Origin of the sequence: Sagittula salina (assembly GCF_017813235.1) — a bacterium.
Taxonomy (GTDB): Bacteria; Pseudomonadota; Alphaproteobacteria; order Rhodobacterales; family Rhodobacteraceae; genus Sagittula; species Sagittula salina.
In genome coordinates, this window is record NZ_JAGISH010000007.1 from 105,274 (window position 1) to 123,259 (window position 17,986).

Consider the following 17,986-nt stretch of genomic DNA (forward strand, 5'->3'; position numbering starts at 1 on the left):
TCCTCACGATCGGGGACCCGCTTCGGGACGGTCTCACGCGCAACGCAGGAGGCGCGTGTCGGGGGCCATGTGGTGGATGTGGTTCGTGAGTTCGGTCTGATCTCCGAGGCCGAGGGCGCGCATCACAGCGTCGAATGCGCTGTGCCAAGTGTCCGCCTCCGCAGGGCCGTTCATGTCTTCGTCACCGAGAAAACTGACCAGTAGCAGCGAGGCCGGGACTCCCCGGTCGCGCAGCCACCAGAGGTGTGCGATCCGGTTTGCCAGTTGGTAGTACGTCCGGGTCCAGTCGTTTTCGGGATCGATCCCGAGACCGGACTGCACCGCCCGGAATGCCGCATCGATCATGTGGCGCGAGGCACCCGCAGCCTTTGACGGAGGGGACTGCAACTCGGCCAGATGTGCTTTCGCCTCGACGAGGACAGGACCCGCTGCGCAGACCCCGAGCGCATCCCATTGCGGTCCGCGCCGCGGCCAGAAGCGTGACAGTTCCTCGGCCAGATGACCCAGGCCGAGCACGTCGAGGAAAGCGGCATCGCGGTATTCCGCATGATCGTCGCTCGTGAGCGGCGAGCGCCAGTCGATGCACGGCAATGCGGAGGGTTGAAGCAGCTCCGGCCTGTGGTTGACCGCCCGCTGGATCCATTTCAGGCTGCCCCGTTTTCCTGCGGGCTGGATGACGCGCATGACGCTTGACCTCTGGCTGTGCACCGGGTGTGCAAGGGGCCAGCCGCAGGAAAGACACTTGACCCCCACGCCATCCTACCCTACACGACCCCATCCGCAAGGCCCCGGATTCGTCCGGGGCTTCGCTTTTGCGCGTTGCGGATGACGAATCGGGCACCTTCGGGGGCCTTTACATCTGGCCACCTTCGGGGGGCTATCACATAGGGTCCCCATGGACCCCCAAGCTTACGGAAGACAGAAAGCATGGCACTCAAGTCGTACAAGCCGACGACGCCGGGCCAGCGCGGGCTGGTGCTGATCGACCGTTCGGAGCTGTACAAAGGACGCCCCGTCAAGGCCCTCACCGAGGGTCTGACGAAGTCGGGCGGCCGGAACAACACCGGACGTATCACCTCCCGCCGTCGTGGCGGTGGCGCAAAGCGTCTCTACCGGATCGTCGATTTCAAGCGGAACAAGTTCGACATCAACGGCATCGTTGTCCGCATCGAATATGACCCCAACCGTACCGCCTTTATCGCGCTCGTCCAGTATGACGACGGCGAGCAGGCCTACATCCTGGCGCCTCAGCGTCTTGGTATCGGCGACAAGATCGTCGCCTCCGAGAAGGCCGACATCAAGCCGGGCAACGCCATGCCGTTTTCCGGCATGCCGATCGGTACCATCGTTCACAACATCGAGCTGAAGCCCGGCAAGGGCGGCCAGATCGCACGCGCCGCGGGCACCTACGCCCAGTTCGTCGGTCGCGACGGCGGCTACGCACAGATCCGCCTGTCCTCGGGCGAACTGCGCCTGGTCCGTCAGGAGTGCATGGCCACGGTTGGCGCGGTGTCGAACCCCGACAACTCGAACCAGAACTTCGGTAAAGCGGGCCGTATGCGCCACAAGGGCATCCGTCCGTCCGTCCGCGGTGTCGTCATGAACCCGATCGACCACCCGCACGGTGGTGGTGAAGGCCGGACCTCCGGTGGTCGTCACCCTGTGACGCCCTGGGGCAAGCCGACCAAGGGCAAGAGGACCCGCAACACGAACAAGGCGTCGCAAAAGCTCATCATCCGCTCGCGCCACGCCAAGAAGAAGGGTCGCTAATCTATGGCACGCTCTGTTTGGAAAGGCCCCTTCGTCGACGCTTACGTGTTGAAGAAGGCCGAAAAGTCCAAGGAATCCGGCAAGAACGAGGTCATCAAGATCTGGTCGCGCCGTTCCACCATCCTGCCGCACTTCGTAGGTCTCACCTTTGGCGTCTACAACGGCAAGAAGCACATCCCGGTCAACGTGACCGAGGACATGATCGGCCAGAAGTTCGGTGAATACGCTCCGACCCGGACCTACTACGGTCACGCGGCGGACAAGAAAGCCAAGAGGAAGTAAGCCATGGGCAAGGATAAAAATCCCCGCCGCGTGGCGGACAACGAGGCAATGGCGAAGCTGCGCATGCTGCGCACAAGCCCGCAGAAGCTGAACCTCGTCGCTGCACTCATCCGCGGCAAGAAGGTGGAAAAGGCCCTCACGGACCTCACCTTCTCGAAGAAGCGGATCGCCGTGGACGTGAAGAAGTGCCTGCAGTCCGCCATCGCGAACGCAGAGAACAACCACGGTCTGGACGTCGATGAACTGGTCGTCGCCGAGGCCTACGTTGGCAAGAACCTGATCATGAAGCGCGGTCGCCCGCGGGCCCGTGGTCGTTTTGGTCGCATCAACAAGCCGTTCTCGGAGATCACCATCAAGGTGCGCCAGGTTGAGGAGCAAGCCTAATGGGTAACAAGACAAATCCGATCGGGATGCGCCTCCAGATCAACCGGACCTGGGATTCGCGTTGGTACGCGGACACCAAGGACTACGGCGATCTGCTGCTCGAAGACCTGCGCATTCGTGATTTCATCCACGAAGAGTGCAAGCAGGCCGGCATCGCCCGCGTGATCATCGAACGCCCCCACAAGAAGTGCCGTGTGACCATTCACACCGCGCGTCCGGGCGTGATCATCGGCAAGAAGGGTGCGGACATCGAGGTGCTTCGCAAGAAGATCGCCAAGATCACCGACAGCGAACTGCACCTGAACATCGTCGAGGTCCGGAAGCCGGAACTGGACGCACAGCTGGTCGGCGAGTCCATCGCCCAGCAGCTGGAGCGCCGGGTTTCCTTCCGCCGCGCGATGAAGCGGGCCGTGCAGAATGCGATGCGCATGGGCGCCCTGGGTATCCGGGTGAACGTCGCGGGTCGTCTGGGTGGCGCGGAAATCGCACGGACCGAATGGTACCGTGAGGGCCGCGTTCCGCTGCACACGCTGCGTGCCGACATCGATTATGCTCACGTGGAGGCGACAACCCCCTACGGCATCATCGGCATCAAGACCTGGATCTTCAAGGGCGAGATCATGGAACATGATCCTCAGGCCCGCGACCGCAAGGCCCAGGAAATTCAGGACGGTCCCGCACCCCGTGGTGCTGGCGGTCGTCGTGACGACCGGAGGTAAAAATGCTTCAGCCGAAACGCACGAAGTTCCGCAAGGCCTTCAAAGGCCGGATCAAGGGTGAAGCGAAGGGTGGTTCCGACCTCAACTTCGGGACCTACGGTCTGAAGGCAACCGAACCTGAGCGTGTCACCGCACGCCAGATCGAGGCCGCTCGCCGCGCCATGACGCGCCACATGAAGCGTCAGGGTCGTGTCTGGATCCGTATCTTCCCGGACGTTCCCGTGACCGCCAAGCCCATCGAAGTTCGTATGGGTAAGGGTAAGGGCTCTGTCGACCGTTGGGTCTGCAAGGTGAAGCCCGGTCGCGTGATGTTCGAGATCGACGGTGTCGCCGAGGACATCGCCCGCGAGGCGCTTCGTCTGGCCGCGATGAAGCTGCCGATCAAGACTCGCGTCGTGGTCCGCGAGGACTGGTAAACCGGTCCCGGGTCATTCCGAGCAAAGACACTGAAACCCCCGGCGCTCCCCTGCGTCGGGGGTTTTGCTTTTGCGGCTGCTGGGTGCCTCAATCGGCTAGAAGGTATTTGAACGGGCGATCCGCCAGCGATTCCGGTCGGCCCCTCTTTGGGAAAGGCGGCCGTCATGGTACTGAGTTCCAATGCGGGTTCGCCTATGGGTGCAGTTTCGATGATGATTTTTTAGCTGTGTCAGAAGGCCCCGAGCTTTCCGGCGCATGTCTCTCGTAGAAACCCTGGTCATTCGCCGCTTCTGGCCGCGCAGATTGGTGCGGTGGTGGAGCATTGCGCGTCAACGGGGGTCATCACGCGAAAATGTGTGACCTGGAACCTGGCAGGCGCATGGCCGAGCGTGAAACCGGTCGACGGCGACCGGCAGGGCGTGGCGGGATCGGTTCGGCTGGCGCTCACACCGCTGAGGGTTCTGGCGACGTTAATTCAGGCGATGATGGCCTGTGTCAATATCAGCAACGACGCGATGATGGTGGTGGGCAAGGATCTGGACGGCATTCATGCGACGCCGGGCAATATCACGCCTGACTACAAGGATGGCCGGAAGATCTGGAAATACGGTAATGAGGCGTTCAGCATTGGCCCGGTAATCAAGGATCTGAACGCCAAGATCAGTGGCTACGAGGATGATCCGGTGGATGTTTTCATTCTGACGCTTTGAACGGATTCAGGCGGCGACCGGCAGGGGGATGATTTGCAGAAGGTCGGCACCCGCCCCGATCAGCTGGATATCGGTTTCCGTCAGGCCGGAGGCTCCGGTGAGGGCGAAGGTGACTTCCCGCACCGGATCGCCGGGCGTATCGGAGGTATAGGTCAGCGTAACCTCCGTGGAGGTCTGAGTGCCATCGCTAACCTCTTCGAATGCAAGTCCCGTGAGGGAGACCGCATCGCTCAGAGGGGTGCCGTCGATCACCAGCAGGTCCTCCCCGGGGGTGAAGTCGGTGATTTCCCCGGTATCGACGTTCAGGGCACCCTCCGGCGTGACGGAGACATGTTCGCCGGTCCAGAAACTGCTGTCCTGCACGCCTTCGTTCACCGCCACCATGAAAACGTCGATGCCGGTGCCGCCCGTGACCGCAAATCCGTGTTGGTTGGAGCCGACGGGCAAGTTCGTGCCGTCTATGTCAAAGAAATCCATGCCGGCGTCGCCCGAAACCTGGGTCAACGCCGCACCCCCGGCGTAGGCAAAGAGCGTGTCATTGCCCGCTCCGCCGTGGATAGTGCCTCCGTCAACTCGAGCATCAATCAGGTCAGCGCCGTCGCCGCCCATGACTGCCGTCCCGGTGGTGGCGGTGCCCTCGACATTGACGACATCGTTGCCGGTACCCGCGTCGATCAGTGACCCGTCGTGAATTCCGGTGATGGTGTCGTTGCCAAAGTTTCCGAGAATCGTCGAATCGCGCGTGGCGGAGTCGATCAGGTCGTTGCCCATGCCGCCGTCGATAAGGCTTTCGGGGAGTTGCAGTGCGGCCACGTCTGCCGCAGCCGCAGCCGGGTCGAAAAGGTCGATGGTGTCGTTCCCGCCTGATGCGTCCAGAGAGACCGGGGCACTGGCAGAACCCTCGAGGCCGAAGATTTCGTTGTCGTCCGTTCCGGTCAGGCTGCCGCCTGCGGCGATGGTAAGGAGGTCGCTTTGCCCGGCGCCGTCTTCCGAGACGCCGCCGGTCAAGCTTTCGCCCGAATCCATGCCGGGCGGCGGGGCGGACGTGTCAGGCCCAGGCGCGCCGTCGTCGGGCAGGGCACCGGCATCCATGCCGGGTTCCTCCCCGTCCTCATTGGAATCGCTCAGATAGTTGTACTGATTGATGAAAACAGCAAAGACACCGGCGGTCATGAGGCCAAGAACGAAAACGGCAGACACGGGGAACACTCCTGCGCGGTTGTGGCGAGTGCCCATTCTAATCGCCCTATTTCCTCAAGATTTCCTGAAGTTTTCCTTCAGACGCGCCGATCGGTCGTGATAGCTGCGAATTTTCCTCGCACGTGGGCGGCGAGTCGGAGTAAGAGGCGGCATGGCCAAAATCAGATCTCTTTTCTCAACGCCTCTTTACCACGCGCGTCTCGCCGATCACGGCGACGTCGACGCGGCGGAACTGGAGGCTTCGTGTTTTTCCATCGCCGAGGACGACGAGGCCGGGCAGGAGTGGTGCGAGGCGCAGGGCTATCCCGGCTACACCTCCTATGCCTCGCTGACGGATCTGCCTTGGCGGTTTCCGATCTTTGCCGATCTGGTGAAGGTGATCGACCGGCACGTCGCCGCCTTTGTGAAAGAGCTGGACTTTGACCTCGGTGAAAAGGAAATCGTGCTGGAGGACATCTGGATCAACATCCTGCCGCCAGGTGGCACCCATTCCAGCCATATTCACCCGCATTCGGTGATTTCGGGCACCACCTACGTGGCCATGCCGAAAGGCGCCTCCGCGCTGAAGCTGGAGGACCCGCGTTTGCAGATGATGATGGCGGCCCCTGCACGGAAGAAGGATGCCCGCGAGGCACTGAAGCCCTTCATCTACGTGCAGCCGGAGGTGAGCGATATCCTGTTGTGGGAGAGTTGGCTGCGCCACGAGGTGCCGATGAACATGGCGGACGAGGAAGAGCGGGTCTCCGTCAGTTTCAATTACAAGTGGGGCGATTGAAGCCCCCGGAATTTCCCCTGAGTGCATGGACGGGTGGCTGATCTTCAGTCGCCCTTTACGTTTATAAAGCTTCTGAAGGCAGGCTGAACCCCGGGGAGTGAAGGGTCAAACGGTCGGCGGTCAGGCGATGGGGCCACGGAGTGGACCAAATACAGGAGCGTGAGGCGGGCCAGCGAACCGGACGGAGGTCAGCAGGAGGATCAGGGCACGCATAGTATGTTTCGGGGGAGGGCTTTCCTCACGCCCCGGCGAGGGCGGTCGCCGGGACGTGCCGCCGCCACGAGCGTTCAAACACCCCGATGTTCAAACACCACGATAGGGACGCAGCGCCGGGCTGTGGGCGCGGATCAGCATGCTGAGCAGGACGCCCGCAACGAGGCCGCCGCCCACCGGGCCGAGCTTGCCGCCGAAGGCCTCGGCTTCCGCCAGGATGTAGAACCACAGTGGCGTGCGACCTTCGGTTTTGGCTTCCTTCACCTTCTCATGGGTGTCGATCGGGTCGGCCTCCATCCATTGCGCCATCACCTCGCCGGTCGGCAATTTGAAGGTGTGTTGCCCGCGGATCATGTTGCGCGCCGCGAGGTTCTTGTCGCTGGTGGCGATGCTGTCGGGCAAGGTGATGAGCGCGGCGGGCAGGCGGGTGTCGATGGGGCGCGATTTCTGTGCGCCGGAGCCGAAAAATAGGCCCATGTCGAGGTTATTGTCCTTGTCGACCGGGGCGAACCCCTCGAGCCGCACGGCGTCGGCCTCCCGCGCAAAGACGCGCACCGCCTCGCGGCCGGGCCTGTCGTTCAGCCTGTAGGTCTCGCGGATCATCGAGTGGCCGAAGCGGTAGGCGGCGGCGGAGAATTCCACGGGCATGGCGGGGGCGCTGGCCCAGCTCAGGCGGCCGAGGTCCTCGAGGTGCATGTTGCGCGCCTGCGCCAGCATCGGGTTGAGAATATCCTCGTGGACCACGGCGGGCAGGAACTGGTGCAGGATGCGGTCGTGGTATTCCCATGTCAGCTCCGCGCGGGCCTCGTGCAGGCGATCCTCGTTGTCGGTGATGTCGGCAAGGCGCTTCATGGTGGCGTTGTGCCCCGTGATGAACATGCGACCGTGGATCTGATTGACAAAGAGGTTCTCGTCGTTGCGCGGGTCGCCGATCAGAGCGCGGCCGTTGATGTTGCGTTGCAGGTCGAGCGGGTTGGCGCCTTCCTCCGTTCGCTCGGTCGGACCGCGCCCGAAGATCAGGCGGTTGTCCGGCTCGTAGAGCCAGGGATCCACCTCCGGTCCGTTGCCGTAGACGCAGTCGAGGTCGAGCGAGGGCGTGCGGAAATTGCGGATGCGAGTGACTGCGCCGGCGAACTCTCCCAGCTTCGTCGTGGCGTCGAGCGTGATGTCGTGGTCGATGAATTGCCCGAGAAAGGCGATGCCGGCATCGGCGGGGCCGTCCTTGGCGGTGGCCTCGTCCTCCTGCATCAGGTTGGCAAGGTGGTTGCAGGCGTCCTTTGTCGGCTGTTGGTCGAGCGGCATCATATCGACCAAACGGCCAAAGACGTATTCCGCGCTCCCCTCTTCGGGGCGCGCACCGTTGCAGGTGCCGACCTGTTGGCTGTCGCAAGCGAGCTTGACGATGTCACGTAAGCCCGAAGCCCCATGGCCGGGGGCACAGCAGGTGGCCTTCAGGTTGTGATCCAGATCTTTCATGACTTAGCCTCGGTGCTGGAAATGGGCTGGTGGCAAACGGCAACGGGTCAACGAAGGCGGTGCGCCAAAAAGAGGTGACGCTAGGTAAGCCTGCCACAGGAAGGACAGCCTTCAAAGGCAGGTGGGGCGGATTAACGCTCCATTGACGGTACTCAGGGACGCGGGCGGGGCGGACGGGGGCACGCATGGCCGAAAGGGCTTGCGCGCAAGGGGCGATGGACGTATAGGGGCCGCTCATCCACGGACTCCACTGGAATCAGGGTGACCCTGTACGTCAAGACTGGCAGGGGCCTTCCAGTGATGTTGATTGAAAAGGAGAGCGCGATGAGCGCCCAGGAACTCCGTGACAAGACCCCGGACCAGCTCCGGGATCAGCTTGTCCAGCTGAAGAAGGAAGCGTTCAACCTGCGCTTCCAGATGGCCACCGGCGAAGTCGCCAACCCCGCCCGCATCCGTCAGGTGCGCCGCGAGGCTGCCCGCGTCAAAACCATCCTGAACCAAAAGGCCGCTGCCGCGGCTTCAGTGGAGGCGTAAGACAATGCCCAAGCGTATCCTGCAAGGCGTGATCACCTCCACCGCCAACACCCAGACCGTGACCGTTCAGGTCGTGCGTCGTTTCAAGCACCCGGTTCTTCAGAAGACGATCAAGAAGTCGAAGAAGTACCGCGCCCATGACGAGGCCCAGCAGTTCGAGGTCGGCCAGACCGTCCAGATCCGCGAATGCGCACCGAAGTCGAAGACCAAGCGCTGGGAAGTCATGACCGAGACCATGCTGGAAGAGCACGAGAAGATGCGCGCCGAGGCCGCAACGGAAGCTCAGAAAGCCGAAGCTGCAGCCCACTAAGGGCGCATTTCGGGCCCCTGCTGCAGGGGCCCGGAACATTATCGAAACCCCCGGGTCAATGTTCTCTGCAGAGCGGCCCGGGACGTCGGGAGACTAGACATGATCCAGATGCAGACCAATCTGGATGTCGCTGACAACTCCGGAGCCCGGAGAGTTCAGTGCATCAAGGTTCTGGGCGGTTCGCACCGCCGTTATGCCTCTGTCGGCGACATCATCGTGGTGTCGGTGAAGGAGGCGATTCCGCGTGGTCGCGTGAAGAAGGGTGACGTTCGCAAGGCCGTCGTCGTGCGCACCGCCAAGGAAGTTCGTCGTGAAGACGGCACGTCCATCCGTTTCGACCGCAACGCCGCCGTGATCCTGAACAACTCGGGTGAGCCGGTGGGAACCCGTATCTTCGGGCCGGTCGTGCGCGAGCTGCGTGCCAAGAACTTCATGAAGATCATCTCGCTTGCTCCGGAGGTGCTGTAATGGCCGCGAAGCTTCGCAAAGGTGACAAGGTCGTCGTTCTGGCTGGCAAGGACAAGGGCAAGACCGGCGATATCGTCAGCGTCGACCCCAAGGCCGGCAAGGCTGTCGTCGACGGCGTGAACGTCGCCATCCGCCACACCCGCCAGTCGCAGTCGTCGCAGGGCGGCCGCATTCCCAAGGCGCTGCCGGTCGACCTGTCGAACCTGGCAATCGTCGATGCAAACGGCAAGGCAACCCGCGTCGGCTTCCGCACGGAAGACGGCAAGAAGGTCCGCTTTGCCAAGACCACGGGGGACGTGATCTGATGCTGGATACCGCCAACTATACCCCGCGTCTGAAGACACAGTACCGCGAGACCATCCGCGCCGCTCTGAAAGAGCAGTTCGGCTACAAGAACGACATGCAGATCCCGCGTCTGGACAAGATCGTTCTGAACATCGGCTGCGGTGCCGAGGCAGTTCGCGACTCCAAGAAGGCCAAGTCGGCCATCGAGGATCTGACCAAGATCGCAGGCCAGCAGGCCGTCGGCACGCAGGCGAAGCAGTCGCACGCCCCGTTCCGTCTGCGGGAAGGCATGATCATCGGTGCAAAGGTGACGCTGCGCGATGTGCGCATGTACGAATTCCTCGACCGTCTGATCACCGTGGCGATGCCGCGGATCCGCGACTTCCGCGGTGTGAAGGCGTCCTTCGATGGACGCGGCAACTTTGCCACCGGTCTGAAGGAGCACATCGTGTTCCCGGAGATCGAATTCGACAAGGTCGACGAAGTGTGGGGGATGGACATCATCATCACCACCAACGCGAAGGCCTTTGGCGAGCACAGCGCGGATGAGCAGGCCAAGGCCCTGCTGACCGGGTTCAACATGCCCTTCACCAAGGCGTAAGGAGAGAACGACATGGCCAAGAAATCCATGGTCGAGCGCGAAAAGAAGCGCCAGCGCCTGGTGGCAAAGTATGCAGCCAAGCGCGCCGAACTGAAAGAAATCGCAGTCGACGAGTCGAAGCCGATGGAAGAGCGCTTCAAGGCGCGGCTCAAGCTTGCCGCCCTTCCGCGCAACTCCGCGCCGTCGCGTCTGCACAACCGCTGCCAGCTGACTGGCCGTCCGCATGCCTACTACCGCAAGCTCCGCATTTCGCGGATCATGCTGCGGGAGCTTGGCTCGAACGGCAAGTTGCCCGGCGTCGTGAAATCCAGCTGGTAAGGGAGGGTATAAGATGAACGATCCTATCGGCGATATGCTCACCCGTATCCGCAACGCTCAGGCCCGCGGCAAGTCGACGACGTCGACCCCGGCGTCCAAGCTGCGCGGCTGGGTCCTCGACGTGCTCGCGGACGAAGGTTACATTCGTGGCTACGAGAGCACCACGGACGAGCGCGGTCACCCCGCGTTCGAGATCAGCCTGAAGTACTTCGACGGCACCCCTGTCATTCGCGAAGTGAAGCGGGTCTCCAAGCCCGGTCGCCGCGTCTACATGAGTGTCAATGACATCCCGCAGGTCCGTCAGGGTCTGGGTGTGTCGATTGTCTCCACCTCCAAGGGTGTGATGTCGGACGCAAACGCACGCGCAGCCAACATTGGCGGCGAAGTGCTCTGCACCGTGTTCTAAGGAGGCTTACCCATGTCTCGTATTGGTAAGAAGCCGGTCGCACTGCCCACGGGCGTGTCGGCGACTGTCTCCGGCCAGACCATCGAAGTGACGGGCCCGAAAGGCGCCCAGAGCTTCACCGCCACCGATGACGTTACCATCGTCGTCGACGGCGATGCCGTGACGGTCACGCCGCGTGGCAATTCGAAGCGTGCCCGCCAACAGTGGGGCATGTCCCGCACCCTGGTCGCGAACCTGGTGCATGGCGTGCAGAACACCTTCAAGAAAGAACTGGAAATCCAGGGTGTCGGTTATCGTGCCGCGCTCCAGGGCAAGACCCTGAAGCTGAACCTGGGTTACTCGCACGACGTGGATTTCGAAATCCCCGAGGGCATCACTGTCACCGTGCCGAAGCCGACGGAAATCGTCGTCGAAGGTCACGATGCGCAGCAGGTGGGGCAGGTTGCGGCAAACATCCGCGACTGGCGCCGGCCTGAGCCGTATAAGGGGAAGGGTATCCGCTACAAGGGCGAGTACATCTTCCAGAAGGAAGGCAAGAAGAAGTAAGGACTGGACAGGACAATGGCAAACAGCAAACGTCAACTGTTCCTCAAGCGCCGCATGCGCGTCCGGAACAAGCTTCGCAAGGTCAACGCGGGTCGCGTTCGCCTTTCGGTTCACCGTTCGAACAAGAACATCTCGGTGCAGCTCATCGACGACGTGGCCGGCCGCACGCTGGCAGCCGCTTCGTCGATGGAGCCTTCGCTGGGCGTGGTCGGCAAGAACAACATCGAAGCAGCGACCAAGGTCGGTGCCGCGATCGCCGAGCGCGCCAAGGCAGCCGGTGTGGAAGAAGCCTACTTCGACCGTGGCGGCTTCTTGTTTCATGGCAAGGTGAAGGCTCTGGCCGACGCTGCGCGTGAAGGCGGACTGAAGATCTGAGGCAGAGGTGGGTCGCATGACCCACCCGCCCCACGAACCCGCAGGGTGCGCCACGGCGCACCCTGCGTTTTGCAGGCGCAAGCCTCGATGATCCGGGCCTGAGGTTCCTGAACCATGGCACCTGGATTGGATCAGACGGGTCTCTTGGACCCACAAATACAAGGAATGCCAAATGGCAGAACGTGATAACCGCCGGGGCAACCGTCGCGACCGCGACGAAACCCCGGAATTCGCTGATCGTCTGGTTGCGATCAACCGTGTGTCCAAGACCGTGAAGGGCGGCAAGCGCTTCGGCTTTGCAGCACTCGTCGTGGTCGGCGACCAGAAGGGCCGTGTCGGCTTTGGCAAGGGCAAGGCCAAGGAGGTCCCCGAGGCCATCCGCAAGGCCACCGAGCAGGCAAAGCGCAAGATGATGCGCGTGCCGCTGAAGGAAGGCCGCACGCTGCACCACGATATCGAGGGCCGCCATGGCGCGGGCCGCGTCGTGATGCGGACCGCACCGCAGGGTACCGGTATCATCGCCGGTGGTCCGATGCGTGCCGTATTCGAAATGCTGGGCGTGCACGACGTCGTTGCCAAATCGACCGGTTCGCAGAACCCCTACAACATGATCCGCGCCACCCTGGAAGGCCTGACCAAGGAGACTTCTCCCCGTCAGGTGGCCCAGCGTCGTGGCAAGAAGGTCGCTGACATCCTGCCGAAGCGCGACAACGCCGACGCAGTCTCCGAGGAGGCGTAAACCATGGCCAAGACCCTTGTCGTCAAGCAGATCGGTTCCCCGATCCGTCGCCCCGAGATCCAGCGCAAGACGCTGATCGGGCTGGGCCTGAACAAGATGCACCGCGTTCGCGAGCTGGAGGACACCCCCTCTGTGCGCGGCATGATCAACAAGATCCCGCATCTGGTGGAAATCGTCGAAGAGCGCGGCTAAACCCCGTCTCCGCGACATGATCAGGATCGCCGCTCCCGGGTTTCGGGGGCGGCGATTTGCTTTTCGGGCTTACTGTGCGCAGTGAAATCTTTCCTAAAACCTGTTTTGGTGTGCGCCGCCTTTCTCAGTATTGCGGGGAAGGGCGCATACAGTTCATTCTCGATGAAACTATCGAAATCATCGAAGGGGCCCCGGCGTGGGGTCGTTTTTAGAATAATGGCGGCGGTGGCCGGACGCAGGTTTTGGGGCGCCGCAGGTTTTGTTCCGAGTCTACGCGGATTTGGTGAATTTAACTGAGCGCGCTATTCTGTCACGGTCGTCGTCGGATATCTCGACCGCGTCTGCGTGAGGTTTCGACTTGTTTGGTTGGCACAGCAGGCGGTGGCGGCCACCAGGGATCGCAACTCTATGTGTACGCCTTTGGGAAAAACTGAGCTTGTCCGGCGGGTGGCGCGTATTACCCTAACGGAACCCAAGGCCGAGGAGGACCGACCATGACGATCAACCGTCGTACATTCCTGCACAGCGCTGCTGCCATGAGCACGCTGACCATCATACCCTTTGCCGCCCGCGCCGAAGCGCATATGGGCGACAGCTTCGAAACGGACATGGGCACGGTGACTATCCACCCTGTCCACCACGCCTCCATCGTGATGGAGACTCCCGCCGGCGTGATCTACGTCGACCCGGTGGGCGATGCGACGGAATACGAGGGCCTGCCAGCCCCGGACCTGATCCTGATCACGCATGAACACGGCGACCACTACAACGCAGAGACGCTTTCTGCGCTGAAGCCTGCCGACAAGCCGGTTGCGATCTATACCAACCCGGCAGTCTACGACATGCTGAACGAGGATCTGAAGCCTTCCGCCGAGGCCATGGCCAATGGCGACACGAAAACCTTCGCGGATGTGACCATCGATGCGATCCCGGCGCACAACGTGACGGAGGACCGCCTGAACTTCCACCCGAAGGGGCGCGACAACGGCTATGTCCTGACGATGGGCGATTTCCGGATCTATATTTCGGGCGATACCGAGCCTACGCCCGAGATGGAGGGGCTGACGGACATCGACCTTGCCTTCCTCTGCATGAATCTGCCGTTTACGATGACGGCGGAGCAGGCGGCAGAGGCTACCAAGGCTTTCAAGCCGAAGGTGGTCTACCCGTACCACTTCCGTGGTCGTGACGGCGGTACGCAGGACCCGCAGGCCTATGCCGGAATGGTGGGAGACGTGTCAGAGGTGAAGATTGCCGACTGGTACAAGCCCGGCGAATTGGGCTAAGGACCCGACCGAAAAGCGGCGAGCCGCGCAGTGGGCGGTTCGGCCTTCGAGCAGGCAAACCCACGAGCCGACCCTTCGCCGTCTCTGAAAAAGAAGCAAAGGTCGCCCCAACGGTGCGCCATTCCGTTCCATTGGGCATAGATCCTACAGCCTGCCGACCGATAGGTCGGCAGGCTTTTGTTTTTGCGCACTATTTTCAGCCAGCAGCCGTGGTTGAAGGACAAATGGGCGGGAAGCCCGAACTTCCCACGCGAAGCACGTCTGTCGACGAGATTTATTTCGGGAATAGCCCACAAGGCCAATATAGGAGGCGCGCGAGCTCTTGGCCAAAGGGTCGAAGGGACCGAACGAAATGGAGAGCCTCAGCAACCTTACGATCGCGCAAGTATACCCGCTCGTGTCGGGCGGCACAAATCGCAACCGCTGCGGCGTTCCCGACTGCGGCACCTATGGCATCGAACCGGCCCCCGCGAAACATTCCCTCCCTGGCAGGGGAGCGCAGGAGAAGCGCCGACGCGCCGGCATGTCTGACGCTTCGATTGCGAAGGGGATCGGATGCTACAAGCTCGGCCCTGGGAAAGGTAACAATCGCCATCGTGAGACCACCGCCTTCGAGTTCTCTGGAGCGCAGAGACCCTGGAGCGGCGGCCGGATGGTCACCGGCCTGCACCAACGAGGGAACGCCAAATGCGGGGTGAGCGGAAGGCTGCTGTCGAACGGTGCCCATGAGGAGGCTCTGAACCGCCTCTGGACACAAACTGGCGCCCTCGGGGTTCCACGTGCCGGAACGGCGGGACCGGCTATCTGGAGGCCCCTCACGAGTTCGTTTGCAATGGAGCGAATGGAATGCCCTATACCCACAGCCGGATCGCGCACGACGACATCTCGATCAACGTGACCTGGAAACAAGGACCGAACGCGCTGCGGCCGGAAGGGCTCGAGCTACACCAATGGCTCTGCACACACCCCGCGTGCCCTGATCGCGACGCTGAACATCTGGCGTATCTATTGCAACTTCTTCGACTTGCGGCCCTACGCATCCCCGGACGGCGAAGAAAGAACCGCCCAGGAAGAGGATCAGTCCGCCACTTCAGGCAAGAACGAGAGGGATAAGGCCAGCAGGTCTGCCAGAGCCGTGCGTCGCCTCAAGGTGCCGGGAACCAATGAAACCATTGAAGTCCCTTTGCAGCGCAAGACCGTGTTCGCCGAACAACGCCCGCGATGGGTATGGGAGTTTATTCGGCCCAATACTCCACCCATCATCCGTGCGATCGGACGAGGAGATCGGAGGCGCGCAGATCACAATCCAGATCCCGATGAGGTGCAGCAAGAGATGCTGTAAGCAGGGGAAGGCCTGGAGCCAGCCGACAAGAAGAAGGATCGGCGCCAGGATGAACGACCGCTTCTCCCGAACCTCTCAAGGATCCGTACCAGCCCTGGCTGTTTCACGGCACTCCGATGTGGAGAAAGCGCCAAGACCGATAGAGAGCTCCACCGAAAACGAAAACGAGCGACGGAAAATCCGCCGCTCGTGTCCTACAACTCGAAATGGCGCCCCTACGGGCGGGGGCCTTTTTGTTTCCGGTGCGCTTGAACGGCGAGGCGGGCGGATGCCGGCGCTTGCCTTACTGCGACACCCGAGGCGACACTGTCAGGCAGCCTGACGACCGCGACCGCGGCCACCACGCTTCGGACGCGCGGGCTTGCCCGCACCCTGAGGGCGCTGGCCTTGACCCTGGCCCCCACCGCCATGGCCATTGCCGCCGCGACGTCCACGGCCACCGCGCTGCGGTTTCTTTGCGCCGAAGTCCATCCAGGGTTCACCCCCGGCGACCTCGATATCGCGGCCCATCAACTTCTGAATGGCCTTGAATTCGCCAATCTCGTCCGGAGCGCAATACGCAATGGCAGAGCCGTCCCGGCCCGCCCGCGCCGTACGGCCGATGCGGTGCACGTAGTTGTCCGCCACGTTCGGCAGATCGTAGTTGTAGACGTGGCGCACCTGCGGGATGTCGATGCCGCGCGCCGCCACATCCGTTGCCACGAGCACCATCAGTTCGCCGGAGCGGAAGGCATTCAACGCGCGGTCGCGCTGGCCCTGGCTCTTGTTGCCGTGGATCGAACCGGCGGCAAAGCCCTTTGCTTCCAATACTTTCTTCATCTTCTCCGCGCCGTGCTTTGTGCGGGAAAAGACCAGAGCCGCCTCGGTGCGATGCGCGTCGAGGTGGGCGATGAGCAGGTTCATCTTGTCACCCTGCTCGACGAAGTGCACCGACTGGTCGATGCGGTCCACGGGCTGGCCCGGCGGGGTCACTTCGATCCGAACCGCGTCCGTCAGGTAAGCCGATGCGATCTCGGCCATCTGCTTGGGCATGGTTGCGGAGAACAGCATGGTCTGCCGCTCTTTCGGTAGCGTCTTGGCGATCTGGCGCAGCGCATGGATAAAGCCGAGGTCCAGCATCTGGTCGGCTTCGTCCAGCACGAGGAACTTGGTTTCGTCAAGTCGGACGGACCGGCGCTCCATCAGGTCGATGAGGCGGCCGGGGGTGGCGACCAGCAAGTCGGTGCCGCGGCTCAGGCGATTTTCCTGCCCCGACAGCGAGACGCCGCCGGTGACGATACCGATGCGCACCTGCGTGCCTTCGGCATAGGAGCGGAGGTTGTCGACGATCTGCTTGGCCAGTTCGCGCGTCGGCGCGAGGATCAGGCCGCGCACGGCCTTGGCGGCAGGCTTGCCTTCCATCCGCAGAAGGGCGCTGAGCAGCGGCAGGCCAAAGGCGGCGGTCTTGCCGGTGCCGGTCTGCGCGAGGCCCATAACGTCCCGGCCATTCATGGCGTGCGGGATAGCCTGTTTCTGGATCGGGGTCGGTTCGGTGATGTTCAGTTCGGCGAGGTTCGCCTGAAGACGGGACGGGAGTCCCAGCATGTCGAAATCCAAAAGAATGTCCTTTGCGCGCCGATGCGGCGCGTTATGGCCCGCCCGCATCGCGGGACGAACGCAAGGGGACCGCGATCACCGGGAGCCCGCCGAATGCGGATACCCTGTCGCGGATCTGATCCCATGCGTGATGTGGGGTCGTGGGGAATATGAGTGCCGTGAGGGCCTGTGGCCCATGTGCCCGCTCACGCGGCGGGTGCGGCTGAGGGGGATATGCATGCTGCATCGCGGAAAGTCAAGGCTATGACCTGGATTGCCACCTCCGCCCGTAGAGGGGTTCGTCAGAGCGTCAATTCGTCATACAATCGGACAAGATCGTTTTCCTCCAATGCGGTAAAGCGGAAAGGCCGACGACAGTGCAGAGACTGGGGATACCGCGCGGGGATGTTACGTCGAACGCCCGATTGGGACGAGCGTCCAGGAATGGGATCCTCGATGGCGCGCTCCAGACGGACAAGACACTGAGCGAACAGACTGTGCGCCAAATGCTCGGCGTCAGCCGTGGGCTCGTGCGCGGCGCAGCGTGGGCGCTGAGGAGGGAGGAACTGGTCATGCCAGCGCGGGTCGCAGAATCGAACACCACCAAGACCAACAGGACAGAAGGCTGAGAGATGGACAAGACTACCTACGACAAGGGCATGGAGATCCGGCGCGCAACGCTGGGTGACGAATACGTCGACCGGGCGATCGAAAACATGGACGATTTCACCCGCGACCTGCAGGAACTGGTCACGACCTATTGCTGGGGCGAGGTCTGGGGCCGCGAGGGGCTGGACCGCAAGACCCGCTCCACCATCAACATCGCCATGATCGCCGCGCTGAACCGGCAGCACGAGCTGGCCGCGCATATCCGGGGCGCGATCAACAATGGGCTGACTCCGGAGGAGATCAAGGAGATCCTGCTTCAGGTGGGCATCTATTGCGGCGTGCCGGCGATGGTGGACAGCTTCCGCATTGCGCGCAGCGTGCTGGGAGAGATGGACGCGATTTGAGCCATCGGAGAGCCAAGGTCCGAGTGCTCCGTAAGGGCAGGTCAGGCCAT

At 62.4% G+C, this 17,986-nt stretch carries 23 protein-coding genes and 1 pseudogene; 20 read left to right on the forward strand and 4 right to left on the reverse strand.

Features of this window, described 5'->3' with window-relative positions; genetic code table 11:
* Positions 1-33: 33 nt before the first annotated feature.
* Positions 34-684: a hypothetical protein gene (locus J5474_RS13370; RefSeq protein ID WP_209361418.1), complete on the reverse strand. Its 651-nt coding sequence runs from the start codon at positions 682-684 to the stop codon at positions 34-36.
* A gap of 243 nt (positions 685-927) precedes the next feature.
* Here J5474_RS13370 and rplB point away from each other — a divergent pair, with 243 nt between their 5' ends.
* The 6 genes from rplB (at position 928) to J5474_RS13400 (ending at position 4,282) form a co-directional block, all read left to right on the forward strand.
* Positions 928-1,770, forward strand: a complete 843-nt coding sequence (rplB, locus tag J5474_RS13375) for a 50S ribosomal protein L2 (RefSeq protein ID WP_209361419.1) — start codon at positions 928-930, stop codon at positions 1,768-1,770.
* 3 nt (positions 1,771-1,773) lie between these two features.
* A complete protein-coding gene (rpsS, locus tag J5474_RS13380; protein ID WP_209361420.1) occupies positions 1,774-2,052 on the forward strand; it encodes a 30S ribosomal protein S19 in 279 nt (92 codons plus the stop codon).
* Positions 2,053-2,055: 3 nt separating this feature from the next.
* Complete coding sequence (rplV, locus tag J5474_RS13385; RefSeq protein ID WP_209361421.1) at positions 2,056-2,436, forward strand: 50S ribosomal protein L22; 381 nt, start codon at positions 2,056-2,058, stop codon at positions 2,434-2,436.
* Complete coding sequence (gene rpsC, locus J5474_RS13390) at positions 2,436-3,155, forward strand: 30S ribosomal protein S3 (RefSeq protein WP_209361422.1); 720 nt, start codon at positions 2,436-2,438, stop codon at positions 3,153-3,155. The genes rplV and rpsC overlap by 1 nt, the downstream gene beginning before the upstream one ends.
* Before the next feature lie 2 nt (positions 3,156-3,157).
* Positions 3,158-3,571 carry a 50S ribosomal protein L16 gene (rplP, locus tag J5474_RS13395; RefSeq protein ID WP_209361423.1) on the forward strand — a complete coding sequence of 138 codons (414 nt, stop codon included), beginning with the start codon at positions 3,158-3,160 and terminating at the stop codon, positions 3,569-3,571.
* Positions 3,572-3,928: 357 nt separating this feature from the next.
* Entirely contained in the window at positions 3,929-4,282 is a 354-nt protein-coding gene (locus tag J5474_RS13400) for a hypothetical protein (protein ID WP_209361424.1), read from the forward strand.
* Positions 4,283-4,288: 6 nt separating this feature from the next.
* Here J5474_RS13400 and J5474_RS13405 read toward each other — a convergent pair whose 3' ends face one another.
* Positions 4,289-5,482: a calcium-binding protein gene (locus tag J5474_RS13405; protein ID WP_209361425.1), complete on the reverse strand. Its 1,194-nt coding sequence runs from the start codon at positions 5,480-5,482 to the stop codon at positions 4,289-4,291.
* A gap of 151 nt (positions 5,483-5,633) precedes the next feature.
* Between J5474_RS13405 and J5474_RS13410 the strand changes: the two genes are divergently transcribed.
* Positions 5,634-6,257, forward strand: coding sequence for a TIGR02466 family protein (locus J5474_RS13410; RefSeq protein ID WP_209361426.1), 624 nt, complete (start codon positions 5,634-5,636; stop codon positions 6,255-6,257).
* Between the two features lie 303 nt (positions 6,258-6,560).
* Here the strand turns inward: J5474_RS13410 and J5474_RS13415 are convergent, their stop codons facing one another.
* Complete coding sequence (locus tag J5474_RS13415) at positions 6,561-7,946, reverse strand: peroxidase family protein (RefSeq protein WP_209361427.1); 1,386 nt, start codon at positions 7,944-7,946, stop codon at positions 6,561-6,563.
* Positions 7,947-8,270: 324 nt separating this feature from the next.
* On the opposite strand from J5474_RS13415, the gene rpmC reads away from it, so the two are divergent.
* The 12 genes and pseudogenes from rpmC to J5474_RS13475 all read left to right on the forward strand — a co-directional run bounded on the left by rpmC (position 8,271) and on the right by J5474_RS13475 (position 14,006).
* Positions 8,271-8,480 carry a 50S ribosomal protein L29 gene (gene rpmC / locus J5474_RS13420; protein ID WP_209361428.1) on the forward strand — a complete coding sequence of 70 codons (210 nt, stop codon included), beginning with the start codon at positions 8,271-8,273 and terminating at the stop codon, positions 8,478-8,480.
* A gap of 4 nt (positions 8,481-8,484) precedes the next feature.
* Positions 8,485-8,706, forward strand: a pseudogene (gene rpsQ / locus J5474_RS13425) (30S ribosomal protein S17); the annotation flags it as partial.
* Between the two features lie 183 nt (positions 8,707-8,889).
* On the forward strand, positions 8,890-9,258 hold the full coding sequence (rplN, locus tag J5474_RS13430; RefSeq protein ID WP_209361430.1) for a 50S ribosomal protein L14: 369 nt from the start codon (positions 8,890-8,892) through the stop codon (positions 9,256-9,258).
* The gene (gene rplX / locus J5474_RS13435; RefSeq protein ID WP_209361431.1) at positions 9,258-9,563 is read left to right on the forward strand and encodes a 50S ribosomal protein L24; all 306 of its coding nucleotides are present in this window, start codon (positions 9,258-9,260) and stop codon (positions 9,561-9,563) included. The genes rplN and rplX overlap by 1 nt, the downstream gene beginning before the upstream one ends.
* Positions 9,563-10,144, forward strand: a complete 582-nt coding sequence (gene rplE, locus J5474_RS13440; protein ID WP_209361432.1) for a 50S ribosomal protein L5 — start codon at positions 9,563-9,565, stop codon at positions 10,142-10,144. Before rplX ends, rplE begins: the two co-directional genes overlap by 1 nt.
* A gap of 12 nt (positions 10,145-10,156) precedes the next feature.
* Positions 10,157-10,462: a 30S ribosomal protein S14 gene (gene rpsN, locus J5474_RS13445; RefSeq protein WP_209361433.1), complete on the forward strand. Its 306-nt coding sequence runs from the start codon at positions 10,157-10,159 to the stop codon at positions 10,460-10,462.
* A gap of 13 nt (positions 10,463-10,475) precedes the next feature.
* The gene (gene rpsH, locus J5474_RS13450) at positions 10,476-10,868 is read left to right on the forward strand and encodes a 30S ribosomal protein S8 (protein ID WP_209361434.1); all 393 of its coding nucleotides are present in this window, start codon (positions 10,476-10,478) and stop codon (positions 10,866-10,868) included.
* 12 nt (positions 10,869-10,880) lie between these two features.
* Positions 10,881-11,414 carry a 50S ribosomal protein L6 gene (rplF, locus tag J5474_RS13455; RefSeq protein WP_209361435.1) on the forward strand — a complete coding sequence of 178 codons (534 nt, stop codon included), beginning with the start codon at positions 10,881-10,883 and terminating at the stop codon, positions 11,412-11,414.
* 15 nt (positions 11,415-11,429) lie between these two features.
* Positions 11,430-11,789: a 50S ribosomal protein L18 gene (rplR, locus tag J5474_RS13460; RefSeq protein WP_209361436.1), complete on the forward strand. Its 360-nt coding sequence runs from the start codon at positions 11,430-11,432 to the stop codon at positions 11,787-11,789.
* A 172-nt stretch (positions 11,790-11,961) separates the two neighbouring features.
* Positions 11,962-12,528, forward strand: a complete 567-nt coding sequence (gene rpsE / locus J5474_RS13465; protein ID WP_209361437.1) for a 30S ribosomal protein S5 — start codon at positions 11,962-11,964, stop codon at positions 12,526-12,528.
* 3 nt (positions 12,529-12,531) lie between these two features.
* Positions 12,532-12,720 (forward strand): 50S ribosomal protein L30, encoded by a 189-nt coding sequence (gene rpmD / locus J5474_RS13470; protein WP_209361438.1) that lies wholly within the window; start codon positions 12,532-12,534, stop codon positions 12,718-12,720.
* Between the two features lie 494 nt (positions 12,721-13,214).
* Positions 13,215-14,006: an MBL fold metallo-hydrolase gene (locus J5474_RS13475; RefSeq protein WP_209361439.1), complete on the forward strand. Its 792-nt coding sequence runs from the start codon at positions 13,215-13,217 to the stop codon at positions 14,004-14,006.
* Positions 14,007-15,657: 1,651 nt separating this feature from the next.
* Here J5474_RS13475 and J5474_RS13480 read toward each other — a convergent pair.
* Positions 15,658-16,932, reverse strand: coding sequence for a DEAD/DEAH box helicase (locus tag J5474_RS13480; RefSeq protein WP_209361440.1), 1,275 nt, complete (start codon positions 16,930-16,932; stop codon positions 15,658-15,660).
* A 623-nt stretch (positions 16,933-17,555) separates the two neighbouring features.
* Here J5474_RS13480 and J5474_RS13490 point away from each other — a divergent pair.
* Positions 17,556-17,936, forward strand: coding sequence for a carboxymuconolactone decarboxylase family protein (locus tag J5474_RS13490; RefSeq protein ID WP_209361442.1), 381 nt, complete (start codon positions 17,556-17,558; stop codon positions 17,934-17,936).
* Positions 17,937-17,986 lie beyond the last annotated feature (50 nt).

Coding starts and splice junctions, on each gene's coding strand:
- rpmD (WP_209361438.1), top strand. CDS start 12,532: ATGGCCAAGACCCTTGTCGTCAAGCAGATCGGTTCCCCGATCCGTCGC.
- rplN (WP_209361430.1), top strand. CDS start 8,890: ATGATCCAGATGCAGACCAATCTGGATGTCGCTGACAACTCCGGAGCC.
- J5474_RS13415 (WP_209361427.1), bottom strand. CDS start 7,946: ATGAAAGATCTGGATCACAACCTGAAGGCCACCTGCTGTGCCCCCGGC.
- J5474_RS13475 (WP_209361439.1), top strand. CDS start 13,215: ATGACGATCAACCGTCGTACATTCCTGCACAGCGCTGCTGCCATGAGC.
- rplE (WP_209361432.1), top strand. CDS start 9,563: ATGCTGGATACCGCCAACTATACCCCGCGTCTGAAGACACAGTACCGC.
- rpsN (WP_209361433.1), top strand. CDS start 10,157: ATGGCCAAGAAATCCATGGTCGAGCGCGAAAAGAAGCGCCAGCGCCTG.
- J5474_RS13410 (WP_209361426.1), top strand. CDS start 5,634: ATGGCCAAAATCAGATCTCTTTTCTCAACGCCTCTTTACCACGCGCGT.
- J5474_RS13490 (WP_209361442.1), top strand. CDS start 17,556: ATGGACAAGACTACCTACGACAAGGGCATGGAGATCCGGCGCGCAACG.
- rpmC (WP_209361428.1), top strand. CDS start 8,271: ATGAGCGCCCAGGAACTCCGTGACAAGACCCCGGACCAGCTCCGGGAT.
- rpsC (WP_209361422.1), top strand. CDS start 2,436: ATGGGTAACAAGACAAATCCGATCGGGATGCGCCTCCAGATCAACCGG.
- rplV (WP_209361421.1), top strand. CDS start 2,056: ATGGGCAAGGATAAAAATCCCCGCCGCGTGGCGGACAACGAGGCAATG.
- rplF (WP_209361435.1), top strand. CDS start 10,881: ATGTCTCGTATTGGTAAGAAGCCGGTCGCACTGCCCACGGGCGTGTCG.
- rplP (WP_209361423.1), top strand. CDS start 3,158: ATGCTTCAGCCGAAACGCACGAAGTTCCGCAAGGCCTTCAAAGGCCGG.
- rplR (WP_209361436.1), top strand. CDS start 11,430: ATGGCAAACAGCAAACGTCAACTGTTCCTCAAGCGCCGCATGCGCGTC.
- rplX (WP_209361431.1), top strand. CDS start 9,258: ATGGCCGCGAAGCTTCGCAAAGGTGACAAGGTCGTCGTTCTGGCTGGC.
- J5474_RS13370 (WP_209361418.1), bottom strand. CDS start 684: ATGCGCGTCATCCAGCCCGCAGGAAAACGGGGCAGCCTGAAATGGATC.
- rpsH (WP_209361434.1), top strand. CDS start 10,476: ATGAACGATCCTATCGGCGATATGCTCACCCGTATCCGCAACGCTCAG.
- rplB (WP_209361419.1), top strand. CDS start 928: ATGGCACTCAAGTCGTACAAGCCGACGACGCCGGGCCAGCGCGGGCTG.
- J5474_RS13480 (WP_209361440.1), bottom strand. CDS start 16,932: ATGCTGGGACTCCCGTCCCGTCTTCAGGCGAACCTCGCCGAACTGAAC.
- rpsS (WP_209361420.1), top strand. CDS start 1,774: ATGGCACGCTCTGTTTGGAAAGGCCCCTTCGTCGACGCTTACGTGTTG.
- rpsE (WP_209361437.1), top strand. CDS start 11,962: ATGGCAGAACGTGATAACCGCCGGGGCAACCGTCGCGACCGCGACGAA.